The organism is Streptomyces sp. AB3(2024) (assembly GCF_041862025.1).
Taxonomy (GTDB): Bacteria; Actinomycetota; Actinomycetes; order Streptomycetales; family Streptomycetaceae; genus Streptomyces.
Map to the genome: position 1 here is coordinate 1 of NZ_JBGWAB010000112.1, position 21,792 is coordinate 21,792.

Below are 21,792 nucleotides of genomic sequence, written 5' to 3' on the forward strand. Positions count from 1 at the left end.
CCCAACACTACGCTCTTCCGATCTGCTCGGGTGGGTCCGATTCGCGGACAATGGCCGGGCCTTCGGCCCGGTGCCCTTGGCGCTGCGCGCCAAGGCCTCGCCCCGCCTCGCTGCGCTCGGCGGGGCGAGGCCTTGGCCGGGGATCCCAGGCGCTGCGCGCCTGGGTAGGGGAGCCCCCCTCGCTGCGCTCGGGGGGCTCGCTTCGTGGGCCCTGCCCTGGCCTTCGGCCGGGGACCCTAGGCGCTGCGCGCCTAGGGAGGGAAGCCACCTCGCTGCGCTCGGTGGGGTCCGCTTCGCGGACCAGCGCCGGCCTTGAGCCGGTGCCCCAGGGGCAGAGCGCTTGGGAAGGGAGCCGCCTCGCTGCGCTTGGCGGGGTGTGCTTCGCACACCGTTGCCTGGCCCTTAGCCAGGATCCTCTCGGCTTGGCTCCGAGTGGTGTCCCTTCGATGGGGGTCCCCTCCGCTTGCTTCGGGACTTGCCCGGGTTTTGTCTGTTCAGGGGTGTCCTGTGCGGGTGAAGTTTGGGGTGTTTCTGGTTTTAGGTGTGCCCTCGGAGTTTGGTTTCTCAGGCCTTCCGGGTGTTCTGGAACGGGGCTGAGCTGGAGAGTTGTTGTGAAGCTTCCAGCTGTCGACGGGTGTGTGGTGTTCGTGATGCCGGGTTGGGTGTGGTTAAACCGTTGCCTTGGTCGGTGTGTTGAGCTTTGAGCGGGGGGTTCGTGGTGTGCGGTTGACCTGGGGTGTTGTTGTTTTGGGTTGGTCATATTGGGGGTTCTTGGAGGTTGAGGTGAGTTGTGATCGAGGGAAGGTGGAGTGAGAAGCGACAGTGTTAACGGCGTTAAGGGTGGTTGAGTGAAATGCTTCAAAGTGTTCTGGGGATAGAGATAGGAATCAGTCAGATTCTGCGCCGTTATGGACACGGTGTCCGGTACAGGGGCTTGGGGTGCTTCAGGTGTCGGGGTGTCAGGAAATGAGGGCTCGCAGGCGGTTGGTGACGGCGTTGGGTGCGTGAAGCGCGGCAGCTGACGGCCTATAGAGAGTACGGATATGCGTTGTCGCAGGTCAGGCGGGGTGCACGGGGAAAGTTATGTCCCCTCAGAAGGGACATAACTCGGTCGATGTGTCGCTGGTAGGGGGACAGAGCGACCGCAAAACGTCAGCGAGGCTGACGCTTTTTGGGCTAAAACGTCGGGGATACTGACGTTCTTACGGAGATACGCCCCCTAACTGCGTGAGGGGGCGTAGTGGTTGGGTCGTCGGCGCGCAGAGGGGGCCTGAAGGGGCCGTGGCCGAGATGTGTCCCTCCTGGGGGGACAGAAGACACGCCGAACGTCAACGAGCGTGACATTAGTGTCACCCTTGTTGACATACTCTCTCTGCAGATCAACGAAGTGGAGAGCATCCTCGTGTCATCAGAGCCACAGCGCCGTCGGCCGAGTCCGTCGCGCGCGCCGCGTCCTGATCTCCCCGTTGATGACGCGATCTCGGCGTGGAGTCAGCCGCTGGCTCCGGTCAAGGATCTGGACAGCCTCGCGAGGCGGTATCCCAGTCGCAAGCTCACGCTGGACGGTGAGCGCAAGCCGCTGGAGTTCTACGGGACGCAGAGTCAGCCAAATGCGTTCTCCATGGACAGCCTTGAGTTCTTCCTGGTGATTGCCCAGTACTTCAGGGAAGCATTGCCCCTGAGGCTGATCCTGCTGCTGATCGCGTGCCAGCGAGCGGGGGGCCGGATTCCACTTACTCAGGAGGAGATGGCTACGATCCTGGACGTCAGCCGGACAAAGACGTCGGAGGCGCTGCACACTGTCATGTCTCATGGGATCGTCTTCAAGGTGAGGCGGGGCGTGTACCAGTTCAACCCCCCTTACAGTTACCGGGTGGCTGAGTTCATCCCGGGTACCGAGACGGCGGGTGAGTTCGTGAAGGTGGAGCAGCACAGCACCATCTCGCAGATTCGCAGCGATACGAGCCTGCCGGACCTGGTGCGGTTCCCGTCGCTGGACCACATGCGGCAGGCAATCGAGGAACTGCGGGCCGAACGGTCCAAGGAGCGCGCTGCGCGCCGGCTGAGCCGGGCACAGCGCAAGGAAGAAGGGACAGCTCAGTGAGCACCTTGCGATTCGCTGCGGTCAACGCAGACGGGCTTCTCTCCGACCTCGACCTTCCGCCGGCCGCGTACCGCGTGCTGCTGAAGCTGCGTTCGCTGAGTGAGCCCGGGGGGCGGATCCTCATCGATCAGGCCACCATCGGGGGGCTGCTGGAGCTCAGCCGGCCGAGCGTGAACGCGGCGCTGCGGAGCCTGGAGCTCGCGAAGCTGGTGCGGAAGGTCAGGAACGGGGTCTATCAGATCAACCCGATGCTGGCGGGCTACAACTCCTTCGAGGACGCCGTCGCCGCGGTGAACGAGATGGCGCCCGAGGAGCGGCTGGACGCCCGGGGGTATGTGGCCAGTTACCACCAGGCGGTGGCGGAGTACCAGGACCAGCTGGCGGAGCAGCGGAAGAAGCGGGCGGCGCAGGCCGCCGCGAAGAAGGCTGCGGAGTCGAAGCGGCGGAGGACGTTGCACGCCGTGGGGTGAGCGCCCGAAGGAGGGCCCTGCTGAGGGCTTCTGAGGGGGTTTTGAGGGCATTGGAGGGTCCCGGGGTATCCCGGGACCCTCTTTGGTTTCTGGGGGCTGGAGGGGCGATTCTGCGGCTTCGGCGATTCCAGCTCGTTTTGGGGGTTTTCGGCAGCGGTCGGTTTCAGAAGGCGATGTCGACGTAGTCGATGTCGGTGAACTCGACCAGGAGGCTGCCGGCGCGGGCGCCGTTGTCCTTGAAGTAGATCTCCTGGAGCGCCTCGGCGGTGATGTGCCGGAGCTGGTTCTCGGTGGCGCCGGTCTCCTGGGCCGCGAACAGGCGGCCCGCGTACTCCGGGGGGAGGTGCTGGGTGATGCGGCGCATGCGGCCGTCGTCGGTGGTGCCGGGGGCCGCGGTGAAGCCGAAGCGGGCGCGGGTCTCGATGACGAGTCCGGTGGTCCTGGAGGCCTGCTCCCGGGCGCGCTTGCGGACCAGGGGCTGCCAGCGGCGGCGTACTTCCGCTTCGAGGCGGGCGGCGAGTTCGGGCTTGGGCTGCTTGATCTGGTTCTTCACGTAGCGCTCGACGGTGCGCTGGGAGATGCCGAGGGTGGTGGCGACGGCCTTGGTGGATTTGAGCTGTTTGACGAGGAAGCGCATCTGGGCGCCCGCGGACTTGGGGACGGGGCGGGTGAAGTGGAGTTCGTCGGCCTTGGACAGGCTGTCGGAGATGTCGGACATGGATTACTCGCCGTCTGCTGCTGCGTCGTGGCCCTTGATGTGGCGGGCGGGGTTGAGGCCTTCGTCGAGCATCCGGACCGCCCAGAGGAGGGGCTGGGTGCCTTCGTGCTTGACCATGCCCGGGCTGACACCGAGGCGGAAGCCACCGGGGAGGGGCTTGCCGTCCGGGGTGTGGGGGAGGAGGTCGAGGGGGCTGGGGCCGGGGGAGAGGTAGACCGCGCAGTCGGAGAGGACCGCGATGGGGTGGAGCCCGGCCGCCGTGGAGAGCTTGAGCATCTTGCGGTGCATGTTGACCCGGGCCGTGGAGATCACGGCGGCGCGGATGTCGGGACGCCAGGTGGGGCGTTCGAGCGCGGGCCAGGGTTCGCCCGGGCGGTAGCCGGCGCCCTGGGGACGCTCGCGGAGCTTGCCGATGCCGCCCTTCACGGTGGCCTTGATCGCCGAGAGGACGGAGGCGGCGAGGGGGTCGTGCTGCTTGTGGGTCGTCATGGCCCGGAGGAACTCGGACTCGGTGAGGGAGGAGGTGACGCCGAGGTCGGCCATGGTGGCCATGTAGGCGTCGCGGAGGCGGGTGTACCAGGCGTCGAGGTACGGGCCGTGGTCCGGGCGGAGCCAGGCCTCGGAGGGGCGGACCTCGTGGCCGAGCTCCTGGGCGTAGGCGAGGGTCGGGGTCGCGTACCAGGCCGGTCCGGTGGGCGGCTTGCCGTGTGGGGTGAAGGGGCTGGGGAGGCGGGGGTCGTGGGGGAGGGAGGAGAGGTCGGCCAGCCAGCAGCCGGGGGTCTTCGGGTCGAAGCGCGGGTGCGTGGTGTGGGCGGCGGGGCCCAGGCCGACGTTGAGGCGGTTCGCGGCGGCGGCGAAGGCCATGTTCACGTCGAGGCCGACCGCGTGGGTGGCGGCGCATTCGGCGTCGGTGAGGAGCTCCGGGTCGCGGATCCAGTCGTAGGCCTCTTCGTCGAGGACCTGGTCCGGGGTGCGCTGGTGGGAGCGGGGGTACAGGGCGGCAACCACCGGGTGCTCGTCGGGGGCCTCCGGGGGCGCCGGGTCGACGGGGCGGGTGAGGGAGCCGGCGACGGGGGCGGACTCCCAGGTGTTGGTTTCGGGGTTGCGTGCGGCGCGGGTGGGGGGACGGAGCGCCGTCATGAGTTCCAGGCCCGTCACGGCGGTGGAGCCGCGGGGGGTCAGGAGGCGGGTGGCGTAGGCGGTGAGCAGTTCGGCGAGTTCCGGGGCGGGGAGGTCGGCGGTGTCCTCGCCCCAGGCGCGGGTGTCGAGGGCGCCCCAGGGGAGGACGGCGAGCTGGACGCACTGGCGGCCGCAGGTGGGGGAGGCCGGGCGGTAGATGCGGGGCCAGGGGCCGAAGCCGCGGCGGGTGAGCTGCCACTTGGCCTTGGTGAGCTGCTTGATGACGGGGTGGTTGTCCGGGAGGCGCAGGGCCCGGCGGTCTTCGAGGGTGAGAGGGAGACCGAGGCGTTCCGCGGCGGGGGCGGTGAGGACGAGGAGGGGGTCGCCGTCCTTGCCGTTGCGGTGGAGGCGGGGGGCGCGGAGGTCGGCGTCGGGGCCGAGGGCCCAGGTGATGAGGGCGGGGAGGTCGGAGGTGGGGTGGGGGAGGAGGACGCCGCCGGCTGCGTGGGCGTGGCCGGTGCCGTCCAGGACGGCGAGGGGGCCGTTGCCTTCGAGGGGGTGGGGGGGCCGCTTGGGGGAGGCGGGAGTGCGGGGGGTGGGGGGCGTCTGTCGTTCTGGGCGGGGGCGGGGGGCTGCTTGCGGGGGTTCGGGTGTGGGGTGGGCAACGGCGTTAACGGCGTTAACGGCGTTAACGGCGTTAACGGTGGGGGGCTGCTGTGCGGTGTGGGGGAGGGGGGCATCCGGGGCCGGGGGGGTGTCGGCGTTAACGGCGTTAACGCCGTCGAGGGGGTCCGGCGTGGTGGGGGGATGGGGTGCGGGGGTGTCGAGTGGCCGGCTCGGGGGGTTAACGGCGTTAACGGTGGCAGGGAGTGGGGGCGTGGGTGCGGTGTCAACGGCGTGGATGGTCGGCTGCTCGGAGGTCTGCTCGGTGGGGGAGGCCAGGGTGGCGTTAACGGCGTGGACCGGGTGGAGGGAGGCAAGGCCTTCCAGGAGGCGGGCGTAGGCGGCCCGCTTGGGAGGGCGGGGGGCGGTCCGGCCCGTTTCCCAGGAGGTGACGGTTTCGCGGCGGACGGAGAGCGCCTTGGCGATCTGGTCCTGGCTGAGGCCTGCGGCCTCGCGCAGGCGCTTGCGTTCGTCGGGTTCGGGGAGCCCGTCCTGGGCGGCTGCTTCTTCGAGCAGGGCGTCGACCGCCGCGAAGAGGGTGGCCTGTTCGTTCGTCTCGCTCATGGGTGCCTCCAGCAGCTGCTATACGACTGCAGCCTATGTGAAGCGCACCGTCGAACGCACGCGAACCGCACGTGGGGCGTTAACGGCGTTAACGCCGCTAACGGTCCGGACGCGGGGGTGCTGACGGTTTCGGTGCCGTCAGCGCCCCCGGCGTTCGTCGGTCCGTGGCTTCCTGGGTGCCCGGTCAGATGCGGGTCAGCAGGAGTTCGGTGACGGCCTTCAGGTCGTCCGGGGTGAGGTGGGCGGTCAGGGCGTCCGCGATGGTCTCCGGGGAGTGGGTGGAGATCGTGATGCGGGGGGCCGGTGCGGGGGAGGAAGACGGGGACGGAGAGGGGGCCGGTGTCGGGGGCGGGTTGGTGGCGGGTGCCGGGCGGGTGCGCTGGCGCGGGGGGTTGACCGCGGCCAGGCTCTCGTCGGCAGCGGCGGCCTGTTCCTCCTGGGGCAGGCGGCCGATGCGGCGGGCCGGTTCGACCTTCAGCTCGCCCGTCTCCACCTTCTCCTGGAGGGTGGGCGTGAGGTTGAGCAGGGTCAGCCGCTGGGAGACCCAGGCCGGCGTCTTCCCGATCCGTTTGGCGACCTGTGCCTGGGAGCCGTGGACGTCGACCAGCTCCTGGAGGGCGCGTGCCTGGTCCATGGGGGCCACGTCGACCCGGTGGACGTTGGCGATGAGCGCCGATTCGAGGATGTCCGCGGCCGACGCCGACAGGGAGTCGTTGACGTGGATCTGGATGGTCTTCAGGCCCGCCAGATGGGCTGCGGCGAGGCGCCGGTTGCCGTCGATGACCACGTACGGGGCGCGGCCCAGGCCGTCGGTGGCTCCGGGGTGTGCCTCCATGAAGGCCATCCGGGTCGCGACGGCCAGGGGCTGGAGCTGCCCCCGTACGGCCAGGGACTCGGCCAGCTCCGCCAGGTCCGTGAGGTCCTCGCGGAGGTTGAAGGGGTTGTGGGCGAGGGCGTCGATGGGCACCTCGGACGGGGGCACGACCCCGGAGGTGGGGGCGCCCGTGGCCTCGGCGATGGCGGCGCGGCGGGAGCTGACGCCGACGGGCTGGGCCCGGGCGAAGGAAGCCGATACCCCGAGCTTGTCGGCCTTGCTCATGAGATCTCCCTCGCGAGGGCGCGCAGGGCCACGGCCTGGTCGCCCTTCGGTGCGTAGACGAAGAGCGGCTGCTTCACCCGTACCGCTTCGCGCTGTTCCTTGAGGTCGGGGACGATCGCCACGACCCGCGGATCCTTTATGTCCATCCACGCTTGGAGGGACGAGGTCGCGATGTAGCCGCGTCGGCCGTCGTAGAGGTTCACGACGAGGCCGAGGTAGTCGATGTCGAGGCTGAGGTCGTCGCGCAGGTCGTTGATCTGGGACGTGAGGAGGTCGTACGCGTCGGCCGAGGAGTCCTCGGCCTGTACGACGATCAGCGCGCCGGAGGCACCCGGCTGCTCGGTGTCGCGGCGGCGGCCGTAGTAGATGGCCGCGTCCATGCTGAGGCCGAGGCTGGGCGGGCAGTCGATGAGGATGACGTCGTAATCGGACTCGACGGGGGCGAGGGCGCGTTCGAGGGCGGCCTCGCGGGCGCGGACCGTGGAGAGGCGGACGTCGAGGAGGAAGGCGTCCGTGCAGGCGGGGAGGAGGTGGAGGCGGTCGCCGAAGCGGTCGTCCGGGACGGGGACGATCAGGTCGGAGAGTGGTCCCTTGGCCTCGCTCGCCATGTGGCAGGTGAGGCTGTCGCCGCCGATGGGCAGGGGCTGTTGGCCGAGCTGCTTGGTGAGGTGGCCCTGCGGGTCGAAGTCGACGAGCAGGACCCGCATGCCGAGCCCCGGAAGGTCTTCGAGGTCCAGCGGGGTGACCGGCGCGTGGGGGTGTTCGTTCTCCTCGGCCGGGGTGAGGCGGGCCAGTTGGCGCGCGATGCGGACGGGGTGGAGGGAGGAAGGATCCTCCGCGAGGGCCTCCGCCGTGCCGGCGGTGATGGCGGTCTTGCCGACGCCGCCCTTCTGGTTGCACACGACGATGCGGCGGACGACGGAGGGCCGCTTGACCGTGGGGGCCGGGTTCAACTCCAGCCAGAGGCGCACAGCCTGGGCGAGGCCCTGGATGAGGGAGACACCGCGGTCCTTGGAGTCGGCGCGGAAGGACTCCCACTGGCCGGCGGGCAGCCAGGTGGAGAACGATTCGGCGCCCGCGGTGTCGACGGGGGAGGGGGCGGAGGCGAGGCCGCTCCAGTGGGCGATGCCCTGGTGGACGGCGTCCTGGATGTCGACCCGCAGTTGGGCGGTGCGGATCTTCAACTCCTGGCGGAGCCACGGGGGGAGCTTGGAGACGACCTTCTCTCGGTCGCTCTGGGACGAGGGCGAAGTCATGAGAGGGACTTTACTAACGTTCTGGGGTGCATGTGGGCGCCACGCTTGGGTTTTGCTAACGAAATGGGTGGGGAGGGCGGCGGGGAGGGGCTCGGGAGGGTCCGGACGCGCGACAGGGCGGCCCCGCACACGCCGTAGCGAGCACCCCCGTGGATCGCCACGGCGTGTGCGGGGCCGCCCTGGAGGCGGTCGTCAGTCGGTTGGTTGGTTGGCCGGTCGGTTGTCAGTCGGTCGCGGCCGGGGTGGCCGCAGTGGTGGTCAGGCCGAGTTCGGTGCGGCAGGCGTGGGAGCCCGATGGGTCGAAGAGGTGCATCCGCCGGGCGGGCACGATGCCCGGGAGGAGGTAGTTCCACAGGTCCACCACCCGGGCGTGCAGGTCCTCGCGGCCGGTGCGGACGTGCGAGGTGACCTGGATTCCGGTGAACGCGCCGATGAGGAAGGTCGACAGGTCCTGTATGTCGTGCGAGGGCATGACGTCACCGCGGTCCCGGGCCGGCGTCAGGCAGTGGACGCAGGTGTCGATCCAGGCGTTGTACGGGGACGGGTCGGGGTGCGTGAACGAGCCGAACTCGATGACCAGGCGGATCCCGGCGCGGATGCGGACGTTGCAGCGCAGCCCGGCCGCCATCTGGTGGGTCAGGTCGATGACCGTCTGGAGGCCCGGGTCCTCGATGACCGGCACGTCCTGGGACACCTGGAACTGCTCGTCCATCAGGGTGCGGGCGAGGGCTTCCTTGGACGGGAAGTGGAAGTAGAGGGCCCCCTTGGTGACTCCGGCGTGCTTGACCACGTCGCTGAGGCTGGTGCCGCTGAAGCCGGAGCGGTCGAAGGCGATGGCCGCACCGTCGAGGATCGCCTGTCGGGTGATCTCGGCCCGTTCTTGCCTGACCCTTGCCACGTCTGCCTCTGCCTCTCCTCTTCGGACGCCGGATCCGTCCGGCGGAACATGATCAATCTAGTGGGCTTCGGTGGAAGAAAACCAGTCGACCAGTACTTTTAAGGAGGTATGGAGAGGGTTTTTGCGAGAGAGTAGGACGATTTGCGTTGTTACTTTTTGGTGGGCTGAGGTGGTGGTGGGGGTGCGTCGGAAGCGTTAACGGCGTTAACGCCGTTAACGCCGTTAACGCCGTTAACGCCGTTAACGCCGCGGAGGGGGGTGGGTGTTAACGGCGTTAATGGTCAGGGTGTTAACGCCGTTAAGAGGGGAGGGGAAAGGTGGTGGCCCCCCGGCCCTGTCGGAGCATCCACTCCAGGCAGCGGCGCCGGCTGAGCAGCGTGTTGCGCACCCGTAGGCCGAAGGCGGTGGCGGGTGCCAGGAAGGGGCCCGTGCGGTCGCCGCCCTTCTGGCAGCGCTCGGCGTAGGGGCGTACGAGGGACTCGTAGCGGGTGAAGGCGGAGCGGGGGTCCTCGGGCGAGCGGGCCAGCTCGGTCGCGAGGACGTAGGCGCCGACGATCGCGGTACCGGTGCCCATGCCGCCGATCGTCGCGCCGCAGGCGGCGTCGCCCACGAGGGCGATCCGCCCGCCGGTGGTGGACCAGGTGTCGACGTCGGCGCGGCTGATGGAGTCGAAGTAGAGGTCTTCGGCGGCGTCGAGGGAGTCGAGGAGGTGGGGCACCCGCCAGGGGAGCCCGTCGAAGGCCTCCTTGACGAGGGCCTTCTGGGGCAGGGGGTCGCTGCGGTCGTACTGCAGTTCCGGGGAGGCGAAGAGGAAGAACGCGTGCGCCCGGGTCGGGTCCGCGGGAGAGGTGCAGATGCCGGCGAGGCGGCCGGGGGTGTTGAGGCCGATGGTGGCGGAGGTGTGGGTGGAGGTGTGGGGGGTCTCCGTGGTGACGAGGGGCAGGGGCGGGCCGAGGGGGAGGCTCCAGGTGGCGGCGTAGTAGCCGAGGTGGCGGACGTACCGGCGCTCCGGGCCGAAGGCGAGGCGGCGGACGGTGGAGTGCAGGCCGTCAGCGCCGATGACCAGGTCGAAGGTGCGGGGCGGGGCGTGGCGGAAGGTGACGTCCACGCCGGAAGGGGTCTCCCTGAGGCCGGTGACGGAGTCGCCGAAGACGTACGCGGTGGTGGGCAGGGACGAGGCGTACAGGACGCGGGCGAGGTCGCCGCGCAGCACTTCGATGTCGCCGCCCGCGAACGAGGCGGGCAGGTGGAGGAGTTCGCGGTCGTCGGCGTCGACGAAGGTCATGGTGGTGCCGCCGGTCTGCGCGCGGCGCAGCTCGTCGAGGATCCCCATGCGCTCCAGGACGGTGAGGTGGGTCTCGCCGCGGAAGTCGACGGCCCGGCCGCCGGAGCGCAGTGCGGGGGCGAGTTCGACGACGGTGGGGCGGAATCCGTGGCGGCCGAGCCAGTGGGCGAGGGCCGGGCCGGCGATGCTCGCGCCGGAGATCAGGATGGTGGGGGTGGGTGTGGGCACGGGGGCTCCTGGCGGCCGTTAATTGTGTCTGGTGGATACTTTTTTGCTTTGTGTACGGTAGACGCAGTTTTGGTGCGAGTGCAAGGGGATCCGATGGCGGACGAACAGTGGGGCCCGGCGGTGCGGTTGCTGTGGGGGCCGCCGCCGGGGCCGCCGGCCCGGGGACCCCGGCGCGGGCTCACGCTGGAGAGGATCGCGGGGGCGGGTGTCGGGATCGCCGACGCGGAGGGCCTGGGCGGGGTGTCCATGCAGCGGGTGGCCGCGGAGCTGGCGGTCACCAAGATGGCGCTCTACCGGTACGTGCCGGGCAAGGCGGAACTGGTCGCCCTGATGGCGGAGGCGGCCATGCCGGATCCGGCCGCGGAACTCGACGCCGCGCTGGAGCGGGCCGGCAGCGGTTGGCGGGAGCGGCTGGGGGTGTGGGCGCGGGAGTTGCTCACCGCGTTCCGGGCGCATCCGTGGCTGCTCCGGGCGACGGTGGGGGCGCGGGCCGTGGGCCCGCGGGAGGTGGGGTGGCTGGAGCGTGCGCTCGCGGCGCTGGAGGGGTGCGGGCTGACCGGGGCCGAGTCGATGGACGCGGTGGTGCTGGTGGCCGGGCACGTCCGGGGGATCGCGGAGCAGGAGTGGGCGGTGTCGGGCGGGGGACCGGGGGGCGCTGCCGGGGGCGGGCCGGACGTGGAACTCGGGGCGGTGCTGGGGGAGGTGATGCGGCTGCGGGGAGACGACTTCCCGGCGCTCGGGGCCGCGCTGGCGTCGGTCGCACGGGAGGGTGGGCAGGACCAGGCGCTGGACTTCGGGCTGGAGCGGATCCTCGACGGGATCGGGCTGCTGGTGGCCGCACGGGGGAGCGGGGCCTGAGCGCTGTCGGGGTGTCATCCGTCCGAGGGGTTCGACCGGGACATCGGCCGCAGCGCCGGGGGCGTTCGGACGGAGGGTGGAGGCCCCGGTGCTTCGGCGGAACCGGGAGCCCGGGGAGCGGCGCAGGGAGGGGCGGCTCCGGCCCCCGCTCGTCCGCGCCGGGTCGGCGGAGGATCCGTACGGGGCGAGCCCGTGAGCAGGGGCAGGGGCGGGGGCGGTGACGGCTGACGGGGACCGGCCGCCGCCGGGGGCGGGCCGCTCCGGTGCGGGTCGGGTCCGCGGCAGGTGGTGGCGGCGTGGGACGGTGAGGTGCGGCCGTACACCGGGGACGCCTTTTCCCGCCCGGAGTACGGCGGGGCCGGGCCGTGGTATCCGGGCGGGAGCGGTACGAGGGCGGGCCGGGGTGACCGACTGTGTGCCCGTCGCGGGGCTGTGACGTCGCTCGGGCGGGTGGGCCGCGGGCATCCGGTTCCCTCGACGCCGTCCACCGTCGCGGCACGGGATACGTCGGCGGGTGCGGCGGAGGCCTCGGGCCGGAGGACCCCGGAGTGTAGGCGGGGGCCACGCGCGCGAGGCCCGGTTCTCCGTGGAGGCGTGGGACGACAGCGGCTGACGGCAACCGAACGGTGACGACCTTCCGAAGTCGCGGGCCGGGTTGTTTTCGCTGGGGGGAGCCGGGCAGTGAGGGGCTGTGGCGGGTGACGTGCTGGTCGCCGTGGCGGTGGTGGTGCTCGCGTGCGGGGTGGGTGGTGCCGGGGCGCGCCGGGTCGGGCAGCCGGCGGTGGTCGGTGAGATCGCCGTGGGCATCCTGCTCGGGCCCACGTTGCTGGGGTGGGTGTGGCCGCAGGGACAGCGGTGGCTCCTGCCGGGGGATGTCCTGCCGTATCTGGGGGTGCTGGGGGACCTCGGGTTGGTCGCCTTCATGTTCCTGGTGGGGCTGGAGCTGGATCTCGGGCTGCTGCGGGGGCAGGGGCGCGCGGTGGTCCTGGTGAGTCAGGCGGGTGTGTGGGTGCCCTGGGCGTTCGGGGCTCTGCTGGCCCTCGGGCTGTACGGGTCCTTCGCGCCGGAAGGGGTGGGGCGGGCGGAGTTCGTGCTGTTCGTGGCGGTCGCGCTGAGCGTGACCGCCTTTCCGGTGCTGGCCCGGATCCTCACCGAGCAGGGCCTGTACGGGACGCCGGTGGGGGCGCTGGCGATGGCCTGCGCGGCGGTGGTGGACGTGGTGGCCTGGTGCCTGCTCGCGGTGGTGGTGGCCGTGGCGGGGGGCGGCGGGGCGGGGGCCGGGTCGGGACGGGCCCTGGCGGCCGGGGTGTTCGTGGCGGGGATGTGGTGGGGCGTGCGGCCGTTGCTGGCCCGGGTCGTGGGGCGGTGGTCGCCCGGGGCCGGTGGTGCCGGGGTACTGGCCGGGCTGTTCGGCGGGCTCTGCCTGGCGGCGTACACGACCGACGTCCTCGGGGTCCACGCGCTGTTCGGGGCTTTCGTCTTCGGCGCGGTGGCGCCCCGGGGGGTGAAGGCGGTCGAGCGGGCGGCGGAGCGGATACGGGAGTTCGCGGTGCCGGTGCTGCTGCCGTTGTTCTTCGTGGGCAGCGGGCTGCGCACCGATGTGGGGGCCTTGGGGGGCGGTGGGGTCTGGCTGTGGGCGGCGGTCGTGCCGGCGATGGCCGTCGTGGCGAAGTGGGGCGGGGCGACGGGCGCGGCGCTGCTGGCCGGGCGGGGCCGGGAGGAGGCCGTGCTGCTGGGGGCGCTGATGAACTGCCGCGGGGTGACGGAGCTGGTGGTCCTCGACATCGGGCTCGGTCTGGGGGTGATCGGCGTGGAACTGTTCACGGTCCTGGTGCTGATGGCCCTGGTGACCACGGCGATGACGGGACCGGTGGTGAGGGCACTGCGCGCGCGGAGCACGGAGTTCCGCGTACGGGGGGCCGGCCCCGGGCCGCCGGGGTGAACTTTGTGTCCGGGGACGCGGCGGCGCGGGAGGACGGGTGTCGCGCGAGGACGGGGTGTCGGGGGCATCGGGGACCAGGCGTTTTGTGGTGGGCCTGTTCAGGTCCCCCGGAAGGGCCGGCGGTCCGGGCGGCCGGGGGCGTAGCCGCTGTTCACAGCTGGTGCGGTGGCGGGCTCGGCGGGGCGGGGCGGTGGGCCTGCACTGCTGTCGGGTGTTGTCGGTGTCCGGAAAAGGCCGTACCGGGGCGGGGACCGGCGGCGGGCGCGCGGTGGTCTCCGGTGGGAGTCCGCCCGGCCTCCGGTGGCGGCGCCGACCGTTGCCGCGACGATCTCGTACCCCTGTCTCTCGGGGCGAACCGCGGATGCGGTGAATGCGGTGTGTGGAGCCCCCCATGGTCAAGCAGCAGCGTGCGGCACGCACGCGGGAATCTCTGGTGCGCGCGGCCGCGGAGGTGTTCGCCGAGCAGGGCTTCGTCGCCGCCTCCGTCGCCGCGATCAGCGAACGGGCCGGAGTGAGTTCCGGCGCGCTGAACTTCCACTTCGACGGCAAGACCGCCCTCGCGCGGGCCGTCGAGGGGCGGGCCGCGGAGGCGGTGCGGGCGATCATCCGTGCGGGGGGCGCGGCGGGACGGGCCGGCGATCCGCTGGGGGCGCTGGTCGAGTCCACGTACGCGCTGCAGCGGCTGCTCGTCGGTGACGTGCTCGTACGGGCCGGGTTCGCGCTCGGGGCGGACGTCGCCCACCGCAGCCGGGTGGACCTGCGCGGGCAGTGGCGGCTCTGGGTCGAGGGGTCGTGCGCGGCGGCGGCGCGGGCCGGGCTGCTGGCGGAGGGGGTGTCCGTGCGGGACGCCGCCCGCCTGGTGGTGGCCGTGACGGCGGGGCTGGAGGTGCTCGGCGCGGCGGACGCCGAAGGGGCCGGCATGCCGCACGCCCTCACCCGGATCTGGTCGGTCGTCCTGCCGGGGATCGCGACAGGACCCCAAGAAACAGACTGAATGGTTTGATTTTTGAGCCCCGATGGGTGTTGTATGACCCCTGTTGCGAGGCGGCCGAAGCCTTCCGAGCTGTCACGCATGTGTGCACTGCATGCAAAAGTGCAGGTCAGACAAGAATCTTCATATGGCGACACGACCTTGCCGGGTCGAAAAACAGCACGGCCGGTTTGGTATTGACAAACCGTCCGGCCTGTTTTCTACTGACTCTTGCGACTCATCCAAGGACAGGGGAGTACGACGTGGACATCGATGTACTGGGCGCACTCGCCGTGCGGGAGAACGGGATCTCCATCACGCCGACCGCCCCCAAGCCCCGCCAGGTCCTGGCCCTCCTGGCCCTCCATGCCGACCAGGTCGTGCCGGTGTCGGCGCTGATCGAGGAACTGTGGGGCGCGGTACCGCCGCGCAGCGCCCGTACGACGCTGCAGACGTACGTCCTCCAGCTGCGCGCGCTGATCGCGACCGCTCTGGAGGAGGGCGAGGGACAGGACGACGGGTCACGGACGGCGAAGGACGTGCTCGTCACGCTTCCCGGCGGCTACCTGCTGAACAGCGGTGGCGGGACCAGCGACGTGCGGGAGTTCGACCGGCTGGCGGCACTGGGCTACCGGGCCATGGACGCCGGGGACTTCCCGGTCGCCGCCCAGCGGCTGCGCGAGGCGCTCGCCCTGTGGTCCGGACCCGCCTTCGCCGACGTGCACGGCGGAGTGCAGCTCGACATGGAGACGCGGCGGCTGGACGAGATCCGGCTGTGCGCCCTCGACCAGCGCATCGAGGCCGACCTGAAGCTGGGCCGCCACCGGGAACTGCTGGCGGAGCTGACGGTGCTGGTGAGCCGGTACCGCACGCACGAGAACCTGCACGGGCAGTTCATGATCGCCCTGCACCGCTCGGGGCGGCGCGGCGAGGCACTCGACGTGTACCAGCGGCTGCGGGCCACGCTCGTACGGGACCTGGGCCTGGAGCCGTCCACCGCGCTGCGCCGGTTGCAGCGGTCGATCCTGATGGCGGGCCCGGAGAGCGGGAGCCCGGGCAAGACGACGGGGACGGCCACGGCGGTGGGCGCGGTGGCCGGGACCGGCCTGCGGACGGACCGGCTCGTACGCGCCTGAGTCCGGGCACCGGAGCGGGGCGGGGCGGAGCGGAAGGGAGACGGAGCGGTGCAGGAGAGGTCGGAGCGGACCCGTAGGCGGTTGGTCTTCGCCGGGGCCGAGTTGTTCCACCGCAGCGGATACGCCAACGCGACGCTCGGCGAGATCGCGGGCGCGGCCGGGGTGACGAAGGGAGCGCTGTACTTCCACTTCGCCTCGAAGGACGAGCTCGCGGAAGCCGTGCAACGGCGGGGCTGCCGCCTGCTGCGCGAGGCGGTGCGCGGGCTGAACGAGAGCGGCGCATCACCCCTGCAGGCGCTGATCGACGCGACCCACTGGCTGGCGCGGACGCTGCACGAGGAACCGGCGATCCCGGCGAGTTTCCGGATCACCAAGGAGTGCGGCGGGCACCAGTCGGCGCAGCAGGACTTCCAGGGCGCGTGGCTGGCGACGGTGTCCGACCTGTTGCGGCTGGCGCGGGACACCGGGGAACTGCCCCTCGGCGGACCGGCCGACGGGACCGGCGACGGCGGCGCCGAGGGCGACGGGCTCTCGCCCACCGAGCGGTGGGAGAGCGCCGAGGCACTGGTGGCGGCGGCCGTCTGCGGCATCGAGGTGCTGTCGGGAACCGGGCTGTCCTACGGAGAGCTGCGCCGCAAGGTGGCCGCCCTGTGGGGGCTGTTGCTGCCGAGCCTGGTGGGATGGGCGCGGACGGGCGAGTACCGGACGGACGCCCGCGAGGTGCCCGAGAGCGGCGGGGTGTGCGCCTACGAGTTCCTCGGCAGCGGGGTCTGACGGGTCTGACAGGTCTTGTGGGTCCGGTGGGTCCGGTGGGTCTTACGGGTCCGTCGGGTTCCGGGGGCCGTGCCGTGCGGGCGGACCCGCACGGTGTGTGGGAAGCGGGGTCCGGCCGGAGCCCGGCGGTATCGGGCGATGCGAGGAACCACGAAGGGGGAGACCGTGAAGATCCGGATCCTGGGTCCGTTGAATGCCGAGGTCGACGGGGACTCGATCGTGCCGACGGCGGCCAAGCCGCGGCAGATCCTGGCCCTCCTCGCGCTGCACCCCGGGCGGGTGATGCCCGTGCCGACCCTCATGGAGGAGATCTGGGGCCAGGACCTGCCCGCCAGCGCGCTGACCACCCTCCAGACGTACATCCTCCAGCTGCGCCGCAGGCTGGGCACCGCGATGGGGCCGGGCCGGCCCGGCGGCGCCAAGGAAGTCCTCACGACCCGGCACGGTGGCTACCTGCTTCAGGTGCCGCCGGAGTCCGTCGACGTGAACGCCTACGAGAGCCTCGTGGGCCGGGGGCAGGGCGCCTTCGAGGCCGGGGACGACCGCGCCGCGGCGGACCTGCTGCGCGAGGGACTCGCGCTGTGGCGGGGGCCCGCGCTGGTCGACGTACGGGTGGGACCCGTCCTGGAGATCGAGGTGCTGCGGCTGGAGGCGAGCCGGCTGGTCGCGGTGGAGCGGCGCATCGACGTCGACCTGCGGCTCGGGCGGCACACCGAACTCCTCGCCGAACTGACCGAGCTGACCGCGCGACAGCCCCAGCACGAGGGTCTGCACTCCCAGCTGATGGTGGCGCTGTACCGGTCCGGGCGGCAGGCGACGGCGCTGGACGTGTACCGGCGGCTGCGGCAACGGCTGATCGGCGACCTGGGCGTCGAACCGTCGCCGCAGTTGCAGCGGCTGCACCAGGCGATGCTGACGGTCGACCCGGCCCTGGACGTGGCGGCGGGCCCCAAGCGCGGCTCGACCTTCGACCTCTACGCGGCCTGACCCCCGACGGAGTCGCCGCACCCCGTCACCCGGACCTGCCGGGCGGGCTGGCAGGGTGGGGGGATGGACGATCTCGGTGAGGGACTGACGCCGTTCCGGCTGGACGTGGCGCAGGCGGAGCTCGACGACCTCGACGGGCGGCTGCGCCGGGTGCGGTGGCCCGACGAAGTGGACGGGGCCGGGTGGGCCTACGGGATACCGCTGGGCGAGATGCGCGAGCTCGTGCGCTACTGGCGCGAGGAGTACGACTGGCGGGCCGCCGAGGCGCGCCTGAACGAGTGGCCGCAGTTCACCACCGTCATCGACGGCGCGCGCGTGCACTTCGCGCACGTCCGCTCGCCCGAACCGGAGGCCACGCCCCTGCTGATGACGCACGGCTGGCCCGGCTCGTTCGTGGAGTTCCAGAAGGTCGCGGGCCCGCTGACGGATCCGCGGGCGCACGGCGGGGACCCGGCCGACGCCTTCCACCTCGTGCTGCCGAGCATCCCCGGCTTCGGCCCGTCCGGGCCCACGGACTCGCCGGGCTGGGAGTTCAAACGCGTCGCGCGGGCCTTCGGGGTACTGATGGAGCGGCTCGGGTACGGGACGTACGGGGTCCAGGGCGGGGACTGGGGCGCGGCAGTCTCGCGGGAGCTGGGCCGGCTGCTGCCCGGTCGGGTGTGCGGCGTCCACCTGAACCTGCTGCCCGGAGCGGGGGCCACCGCCGAGCCCACGGAGGCCGAACTGGCCGCACTGAGCCCCGCCGAGCGGGAGCGGACGTGGGCCTCCTGGGAGCGGTACCGCGTCTGGGCGCGGGAACGGCAGGGCTACGCCGACATCCAGGCGACCCGGCCGCAGACCCTCGCGTACGCGCTGAACGATTCGCCCACCGGACTGCTCGCCTGGATCGGGGAGAAGTTCACGGAGTGGGCGGACCCGCGCTGCCCGGTGGACCGGGACCAGATGCTGACCAACGTGATGCTGTACTGGCTGACCGGCACCGCCGGTTCCGCCGCCCGGATCTACTGGGAGCGGGCGCACGCCGACTACTACGGGCAGCCGCCCGAGGCGTCGGCCACCCCGACCGCCCTCGCGGACTTCCCCCGGGACAACTTCATCCCGCTGCGGCACGTCGCCGCGCGCACCGACACCGTCGTGCGCTGGACCTCGTACGACCGGGGCGGCCACTTTCCCGCGATGGAGGTGCCGGAGCTGCTGGTGGGGGACATCAGGAGCTTCTTCCGGGACCGGGCCGCGTCCGGCATGTGAAAACGTGCGGGCGGGGAGCGGCGCAGGTGTGATCATCCGACGATGAACGACGAACAGCGGACCCCGGCCGTCCTGGACGGTGACGAACGCACCACCCTCACCAGCCTCCTGCAGCGCCAGCGCGACACCCTGATGATGAAGTGCGCGGGCCTCACCGACGAGCAGCTGCGGCGCAGGGCCGTCGCGCCGTCCGGGTTGAGCCTGCTCGGGCTGGTGCGGCACCTGGCCGAGGTCGAACGCGGCTGGTTCCGCAATGTGGTGGGCGGCGAGGACGTGCGCGGATACTTCCCCCGGAACGAGGCCGGCGAGTGGACCGAGTTCCACGTGGAGGACGCGGATCCGGCGCGGTCCTTCGCGATCTGGGAGGAGACCTGCGCGCGGTCGCGGGCCGTGGTGGAGGCCGCGGCCTCCCTCGACGTGCCGGGGTTCCACGGGGCGTACTCCCTGCGTTACGTCCTGGCCCACATGATCGAGGAGTACGCCCGGCACAACGGGCACGCCGACCTGCTGCGCGAGGCGATCGACGGGGTCACCGGGGAGTAGCGGCCGGCGCGGCGGCGGATCAGATCCGGTCGGTGCCGGTCCGGTACACGGCGTCGAGCGCGGCCTGCCACGGGAAGTGGGGCGGGGCGTCGGGGCCGGCCGGGCCGGGGACGAAACCGCCCTCGCCGTAGAGCAGTTCGGCGCCCGCGCCGCGCAGGACCGTCAGGGACTGCTCGAACTGCGGGTGCGCGGCGAGGGCGGCGTTCAGACACGGTACGGCGACGACCGGGGTGCCCTTGCCGAGTGCCTCGGCGGCGATGCCGACGATGACGCGGTCGGTGAGGCCGAGGGCCCACGCGTTGACCGAGTTGAAGGTGGCGGGGGCGAACAGCAGGGCGTCCGCGGGCGGCCACACATCGGGATCCCCGGGCATCTTGTACTGCCAGCGCACCGGGTTGCCGGTCAGTGCGGCGAGACCGTCGAGGCTCCCGGACACCCATTGCGCCGCCGCCGGGGTCAGGCCCAGGCACACGTTCCAGCCGCGCGACTGCGCGTCCTCGATCACGTGGGCCACGTCGAACACGGGCGGGGCGGCGGAGCAGAGCAGGTAGAGAGTCCTCGTCATACGGTCATGTGATCACATTCCGCGCGCGGGTTCAGCCCGCGGTGATCTTGGAAGTGAAGGCGTCGAGGTTCCCCCGCATCCGCGCGAGGCGCTCGTCCAGGGTCAGCGACTCCTCGTACCGCGTGGTGCGCAGCTTCGGCACGCGCTTGCCGCGTACGTACAGGGAGCAGGCGAGGTCGGCGCAGATGTAGGTGCCGACGGTGTTGCCCTCGCGGCCGCGGGCACCCGCGAGGGGTGCGGCGAGCAGGGTGACTCCGGAGGAGGCGTGGCCCGTCAGGCAGATCTGGCAGAGGCTGGACTTGAGGGCGCTGGTGCGGCCCACGGAGGGCACGCGCAGGGAGATCCCGACCGGACCCCCCTCCCGGGGCACCACGAGGTGGGCGCGCAGCGGTGCGCCGGGGTCGACCCAGCCGAGGAAGTCGAGGTCCTGCCAGGGCAGTTCGGCGAAGTCCAGCGGCAGGCGCAGCCGTGCGGCCTCGCCCTTGGTGCAGTTCACGAAGGATGAGCGGATCTGTATCTCGCTGAGCGGTTCCACGGGAGTCGACCCTAATACCCGGTGTGGGGGCCGCGCACCCGGGTTTGCGCGGGGGCGGGCCGGGGTCAGGTGCGGGGGAGGGCGTCCAGGAAGCCGGAGAGCAGGGAGTGCAGGACCTCGGGGCGGTCGAGGTGGACGTCGTGGCCGGAGCCGGGGACAGAGACCAGGGTGGTGTCCGGGCCGGCGAGGCGCAGCATCTCGGCGGATTCGGCGGTCGGGACGATGCCCCGCTCGCCCAGGACGACGAGGGCGGGGCAGGCGACGCGCTGCCACTCGGGCCACCAGGGGCGGGTGGTGACGGGGGTGATCGTGGCGACCATGACGTCCCGGTCGAAGCGCGGGTACCAGCCGTCGTGGCGGCGCTCCAGGCCCGCGGCCCAGGCGTCGCTGCCGAGGAACTCCCGGGCCGCGTCGAGGGAGGGGAAGGGCAGGGGCCAGGAGCCGAGGCCCTCGTCGATCGTGGCGGGGGTGTCCGGGGCGGCGGCGGCCGGACCGGCGTCGACCAGGACGAGGGCGCGGACCAGGTGGGGGTGGGCGGCGGCGGTCAGCATCGCGGTGTGCCCGCCCAGGGACTGGCCGACCAGGACGGGGCGGTCGAGGCCGAGCCGCGCGGCGACGGCGAGCACGTCCGCGACGTGGGCCTCGCGGGAGACGTCGGCCGGGCGGCGCTCGGAGGCGCCGTGACCGCGCTGGTCGAGGGCGACGACGCGGTGGCGGGCGGACAGGTGGTCCGCGGCGGCGTCGAACTCGCCAGCGTGGCCGGCGAGGCCGTGCAGGAGGAGAACGGGGGAGCCGCTGCCGCCCCGGTCGCGGCAGGACAGGCGTACGCCGTCCCGGATGACGATGCGTTCGGTCCAGGTCATCAGAGGATGATCAGGCTTTTCGTGGGCGGTGTCGACCCGTTTGCGGCGAGACGCTCGCACATGGAAGTGAGTTTCTGGGCCATGTTCCGTCTCGGCGGGCGGCGGTTGACTGGGTGCATGACGAAGAACGAGAACGTGAACGAGAACGCGGGACGTCCGGCGCTGACCCTGGTGATCGGGGGCCGCGGCAAGACCGGACGGCGGGTCGTGGAGCGGCTGCGGGACCGGGGGGACGCGGTACGGGTCGGGTCGCGCGTGGGGGAGCCGGCCTTCGACTGGGACGACCCCGCCGGGTGGGCGGCCGCGCTGGAGGGGGTGCACCGGGTGTACGTGACCTTCCAGCCCGACCTCTCCGTGCCAGGTGCGCCCGACCTGATCGGCGCCCTGGCCGGGGCGGCGGTGGCCGCGGGGGCCCGCAGGCTGGTGTTGCTGTCCGGCCGCGGCGAGGAGTCCGCCGAGCTCTGCGAGAACCGGCTGAAGGTGCCGGGCGCCGAGTGGACGGTCGTCCGCGCCAGCTGGTTCGACCAGAACTTCGACGAGAGCTTCTTCCTGGACTCCGTACGGGCGGGGGAGATCGCCCTGCCGGTCGCCGACGCCGTCGAACCCTTCGTCGACGCCGGGGACATCGCCGACGTGGTGGTGGCGGCGCTCACCGACGACCGGCACGTCGGCCGGACCTACGAACTGTCCGGACCGCGCCTGCTCTCCCTCGCCGACGTGGCGCAGGAGCTGTCGAAGGCGACCGGACGCGAGATCGCGTACGTGCCCGTCTCGGCGGAGGAGTACCGGGCGGTGCTGCGCGAGAACGGTCTGCCCGAGGAGTTCGTGGAGCTGTTCACCGTGATCCTGGACGGACGCAACGCGCATCTGGTCGACGGGGTGCGCGAGGTGCTGGGTCGGGAGGCGAAGGACTTCGCCGAGTACGCCCGCGAGGTGGCGGCGACCGGGGTCTGGGACGTCTGAGCGG

The 21,792-nt window shown here is 71.9% G+C and carries 20 protein-coding genes; 11 read left to right on the top strand and 9 right to left on the bottom strand.

Annotation, left to right across the window (positions count from 1 at the left end):
* Positions 1-1,387 precede the first annotated feature (1,387 nt).
* Both ACEPPI_RS31415 and ACEPPI_RS31420 read left to right on the top strand, forming a co-directional pair.
* Entirely contained in the window at positions 1,388-2,104 is a 717-nt protein-coding gene (locus tag ACEPPI_RS31415) for a hypothetical protein (protein WP_030242136.1), read from the top strand.
* Positions 2,101-2,574, top strand: coding sequence for a hypothetical protein (locus tag ACEPPI_RS31420; protein ID WP_030242142.1), 474 nt, complete (start codon positions 2,101-2,103; stop codon positions 2,572-2,574). The genes ACEPPI_RS31415 and ACEPPI_RS31420 overlap by 4 nt, the downstream gene beginning before the upstream one ends.
* 163 nt (positions 2,575-2,737) lie before the next feature.
* Here ACEPPI_RS31420 and ACEPPI_RS31425 read toward each other — a convergent pair whose 3' ends face one another.
* From ACEPPI_RS31425 to ACEPPI_RS31450, 6 genes are all read right to left on the bottom strand, one after another.
* Entirely contained in the window at positions 2,738-3,292 is a 555-nt protein-coding gene (locus ACEPPI_RS31425) for an XRE family transcriptional regulator (RefSeq protein WP_373918646.1), read from the bottom strand.
* Positions 3,293-3,295: 3 nt separating this feature from the next.
* Positions 3,296-5,638: a helix-turn-helix domain-containing protein gene (locus ACEPPI_RS31430; protein WP_373918647.1), complete on the bottom strand. Its 2,343-nt coding sequence runs from the start codon at positions 5,636-5,638 to the stop codon at positions 3,296-3,298.
* Positions 5,639-5,822: 184 nt separating this feature from the next.
* Positions 5,823-6,737, bottom strand: coding sequence for a ParB/RepB/Spo0J family partition protein (locus tag ACEPPI_RS31435; protein ID WP_373918648.1), 915 nt, complete (start codon positions 6,735-6,737; stop codon positions 5,823-5,825).
* Positions 6,734-7,993 (bottom strand): ParA family protein, encoded by a 1,260-nt coding sequence (locus ACEPPI_RS31440; protein WP_266845318.1) that lies wholly within the window; start codon positions 7,991-7,993, stop codon positions 6,734-6,736. Before ACEPPI_RS31440 ends, ACEPPI_RS31435 begins: the two co-directional genes overlap by 4 nt.
* A gap of 223 nt (positions 7,994-8,216) precedes the next feature.
* Complete coding sequence (locus ACEPPI_RS31445) at positions 8,217-8,891, bottom strand: ScbR family autoregulator-binding transcription factor (protein ID WP_373918649.1); 675 nt, start codon at positions 8,889-8,891, stop codon at positions 8,217-8,219.
* A gap of 298 nt (positions 8,892-9,189) precedes the next feature.
* Complete coding sequence (locus tag ACEPPI_RS31450) at positions 9,190-10,404, bottom strand: FAD-dependent monooxygenase (protein ID WP_373918650.1); 1,215 nt, start codon at positions 10,402-10,404, stop codon at positions 9,190-9,192.
* A 93-nt stretch (positions 10,405-10,497) separates the two neighbouring features.
* On the opposite strand from ACEPPI_RS31450, the gene ACEPPI_RS31455 reads away from it, so the two are divergent.
* From ACEPPI_RS31455 to ACEPPI_RS31490, 8 genes are all read left to right on the top strand, one after another.
* A complete protein-coding gene (locus tag ACEPPI_RS31455; protein ID WP_373918651.1) occupies positions 10,498-11,262 on the top strand; it encodes a TetR/AcrR family transcriptional regulator in 765 nt (254 codons plus the stop codon).
* A 691-nt stretch (positions 11,263-11,953) separates the two neighbouring features.
* Positions 11,954-13,204, top strand: a complete 1,251-nt coding sequence (locus ACEPPI_RS31460; RefSeq protein WP_373918652.1) for a cation:proton antiporter — start codon at positions 11,954-11,956, stop codon at positions 13,202-13,204.
* 391 nt (positions 13,205-13,595) lie between these two features.
* A complete protein-coding gene (locus ACEPPI_RS31465) occupies positions 13,596-14,198 on the top strand; it encodes a ScbR family autoregulator-binding transcription factor (protein ID WP_373918653.1) in 603 nt (200 codons plus the stop codon).
* Between the two features lie 239 nt (positions 14,199-14,437).
* Positions 14,438-15,310 (top strand): BTAD domain-containing putative transcriptional regulator, encoded by an 873-nt coding sequence (locus ACEPPI_RS31470; protein WP_373918654.1) that lies wholly within the window; start codon positions 14,438-14,440, stop codon positions 15,308-15,310.
* A 48-nt stretch (positions 15,311-15,358) separates the two neighbouring features.
* Complete coding sequence (locus tag ACEPPI_RS31475; RefSeq protein WP_373918655.1) at positions 15,359-16,084, top strand: ScbR family autoregulator-binding transcription factor; 726 nt, start codon at positions 15,359-15,361, stop codon at positions 16,082-16,084.
* Positions 16,085-16,249: 165 nt separating this feature from the next.
* Entirely contained in the window at positions 16,250-17,071 is an 822-nt protein-coding gene (locus ACEPPI_RS31480; protein WP_373918656.1) for a BTAD domain-containing putative transcriptional regulator, read from the top strand.
* Positions 17,072-17,134: 63 nt separating this feature from the next.
* Positions 17,135-18,319: an epoxide hydrolase family protein gene (locus tag ACEPPI_RS31485; RefSeq protein WP_373918657.1), complete on the top strand. Its 1,185-nt coding sequence runs from the start codon at positions 17,135-17,137 to the stop codon at positions 18,317-18,319.
* Between the two features lie 42 nt (positions 18,320-18,361).
* The gene (locus ACEPPI_RS31490) at positions 18,362-18,862 is read left to right on the top strand and encodes a DinB family protein (protein ID WP_373918658.1); all 501 of its coding nucleotides are present in this window, start codon (positions 18,362-18,364) and stop codon (positions 18,860-18,862) included.
* Positions 18,863-18,881: 19 nt separating this feature from the next.
* Here the strand turns inward: ACEPPI_RS31490 and ACEPPI_RS31495 are convergent, their stop codons facing one another.
* From ACEPPI_RS31495 to ACEPPI_RS31505, 3 genes are all read right to left on the bottom strand, one after another.
* Positions 18,882-19,427, bottom strand: a complete 546-nt coding sequence (locus tag ACEPPI_RS31495; protein ID WP_373918659.1) for a flavoprotein — start codon at positions 19,425-19,427, stop codon at positions 18,882-18,884.
* Positions 19,428-19,458: 31 nt separating this feature from the next.
* Positions 19,459-19,962: an FBP domain-containing protein gene (locus ACEPPI_RS31500; RefSeq protein WP_373918660.1), complete on the bottom strand. Its 504-nt coding sequence runs from the start codon at positions 19,960-19,962 to the stop codon at positions 19,459-19,461.
* Positions 19,963-20,027: 65 nt separating this feature from the next.
* Positions 20,028-20,825: an alpha/beta fold hydrolase gene (locus ACEPPI_RS31505; protein ID WP_373918661.1), complete on the bottom strand. Its 798-nt coding sequence runs from the start codon at positions 20,823-20,825 to the stop codon at positions 20,028-20,030.
* 117 nt (positions 20,826-20,942) lie between these two features.
* On the opposite strand from ACEPPI_RS31505, the gene ACEPPI_RS31510 reads away from it, so the two are divergent.
* Positions 20,943-21,788 (top strand): NmrA family transcriptional regulator, encoded by an 846-nt coding sequence (locus tag ACEPPI_RS31510; RefSeq protein WP_373918662.1) that lies wholly within the window; start codon positions 20,943-20,945, stop codon positions 21,786-21,788.
* Positions 21,789-21,792 lie beyond the last annotated feature (4 nt).

Bases quoted from the DNA above. Each gene is read 5' to 3' on its own strand.
- ACEPPI_RS31425 (WP_373918646.1), bottom strand. From the start codon at position 3,292: ATGTCCGACATCTCCGACAGCCTGTCCAAGGCCGACGAACTCCACTTC.
- ACEPPI_RS31430 (WP_373918647.1), bottom strand. From the start codon at position 5,638: ATGAGCGAGACGAACGAACAGGCCACCCTCTTCGCGGCGGTCGACGCC.
- ACEPPI_RS31435 (WP_373918648.1), bottom strand. From the start codon at position 6,737: ATGAGCAAGGCCGACAAGCTCGGGGTATCGGCTTCCTTCGCCCGGGCC.
- ACEPPI_RS31440 (WP_266845318.1), bottom strand. From the start codon at position 7,993: ATGACTTCGCCCTCGTCCCAGAGCGACCGAGAGAAGGTCGTCTCCAAG.
- ACEPPI_RS31455 (WP_373918651.1), top strand. From the start codon at position 10,498: ATGGCGGACGAACAGTGGGGCCCGGCGGTGCGGTTGCTGTGGGGGCCG.
- ACEPPI_RS31465 (WP_373918653.1), top strand. From the start codon at position 13,596: ATGGTCAAGCAGCAGCGTGCGGCACGCACGCGGGAATCTCTGGTGCGC.
- ACEPPI_RS31485 (WP_373918657.1), top strand. From the start codon at position 17,135: ATGGACGATCTCGGTGAGGGACTGACGCCGTTCCGGCTGGACGTGGCG.
- ACEPPI_RS31490 (WP_373918658.1), top strand. From the start codon at position 18,362: ATGAACGACGAACAGCGGACCCCGGCCGTCCTGGACGGTGACGAACGC.
- ACEPPI_RS31495 (WP_373918659.1), bottom strand. From the start codon at position 19,427: ATGACGAGGACTCTCTACCTGCTCTGCTCCGCCGCCCCGCCCGTGTTC.
- ACEPPI_RS31505 (WP_373918661.1), bottom strand. From the start codon at position 20,825: ATGACCTGGACCGAACGCATCGTCATCCGGGACGGCGTACGCCTGTCC.
- ACEPPI_RS31510 (WP_373918662.1), top strand. From the start codon at position 20,943: ATGACGAAGAACGAGAACGTGAACGAGAACGCGGGACGTCCGGCGCTG.